Origin of the sequence: Neobacillus drentensis, assembly GCF_036966985.1 — a bacterium.
GTDB lineage: Bacteria > Bacillota > Bacilli > Bacillales > Cytobacillaceae > Neobacillus > Neobacillus drentensis_E.
Map to the genome: position 1 here is coordinate 647 of NZ_JBALSN010000741.1, position 1,573 is coordinate 2,219.

A 1,573-nucleotide genomic window follows, 5' to 3' on the forward strand; every position below is an offset into this window, starting at 1 on the left:
GGATACGATAGCACAATAAGCCGCCTCTTCAACGAGGCGGTTTTCTTATCGTAAAGATCAACATCAGGATTTAATATAGCCTAAATCTAAGATGATGACGCAAAATTAAGTAAATCATACCGGTAAAACAATTTGGGTTAAGGATCCCTAAAAAAATGCAAAAGCAAGCAATCAAAAGGTAATGAAAAAAAGAGCGAAATGAAAAATTGGTATGGAATGATTACTTTAACCTTAAAGTTTGAAAAAATACAATCTTTAGAAAATAGAGAACAGCACAAAAAAAGACCACATCTAGGTCTGGAAATTCAGTTTCTTCAAGTAAAGCACCCGTTAGCTGAATAAGACTTGTTGGGCTTATATTTCACCTTTCCTCACTTTCAACGACATTTAGAACAATACTTCACAAACTTCTAACCAAAAATGTTGTTAAGTTAAATCCCATAACCATCCCTCGAACCATTCAATGGGCAGTTTTACTCTAGAAAAGTCCAGCTGTTGTAGGTTGTAGTTCTTTAAGCGAGAATGTATTAGCAAATATAAACCCCACTGTGCAGAAATATCTTCTAATATGCAGTATAGCTTTTCATCAACTAGTTCATTCTCATTCAAATAATGCACATCACCCCAATTACATATTAGTTGGTAAATGTTTTGATTTGTTTTATTTACCACACCATGTAACAATTCAACAAGATTTTCTTTACTAAACGACCAATCGATTTTAATAAAATTTGATTCAGTGCAGCTGCCTACATATCGGTTCTTTCCATACCATTTACACCTCAGCCTAAAATATGATTGGTTATTAATTCAACGTATCTTTTGAATGAATCCATTTTTCATATAACCTTCCCCGTTTGTTGAAAAAACAAAAAAGCACCCCTTTTTAAAGCAATGCCCTTGGTGTATACCTTAATAGCTGCATTACTGATGTTAAGCGTGCTTCCTAAACATATAGTGAGTAAAACTACTTCAGCTGGGTAGTATATGTTTAGGATGCTGTGCATTCATATTTAGTGTATTCCCTATTAATAAATGAGGAAGTGAATAGATGAATTACAGTAACAAACGCAATAACTTTGGCAAAAATGTAGAAGAAAGTGGCGACAACCAAGTTGGTAGTAATGCTAATCAAGGTACCAGCGACTTTGGTGAAGCAACAGGAACTTTTACTGATGCCGTTGCGGGTGCTATGATAGGTGCTCCATTTGGACTAATTGGTACTGTTATAGGTGGTGTTTCAGGCGGTGTTATTGGTAATCAGATGGTGGAGTCGTCTGAAGCAGATAACAATACAGCTTCCAATAATCGTGATCTGAGCAATAATATTAACTTATAAATATGTAGCTATTTTTCATAAGGATTTCAATAAATTTAACAAGGAAATGTAATTTTCCGTTAACCCCAGATTTTGAAGAACTGCTGCATGTGTGGCTAACGGGTGAAATATCTAGAGGAAGGAACTCAATAATGAGTTCTTTTTCTTTTAATATTTAATGCACCAAGAACGTTTAACAAAAAACTCAAATTCTTCATGTTCTTCGCCTAACCTGCTCGTTAGCACAACAAGAAA

General features: G+C 34.6%; 1 protein-coding gene. It reads left to right on the top strand.

The features are described from left to right. Positions 1 to 1,051: 1,051 nt before the first annotated feature. Positions 1,052 to 1,339, top strand: a complete 288-nt coding sequence (locus V7659_RS31200) for a hypothetical protein (protein ID WP_335543866.1) — start codon at positions 1,052 to 1,054, stop codon at positions 1,337 to 1,339. The last annotated feature ends 234 nt before the right edge of the window (positions 1,340 to 1,573 follow it).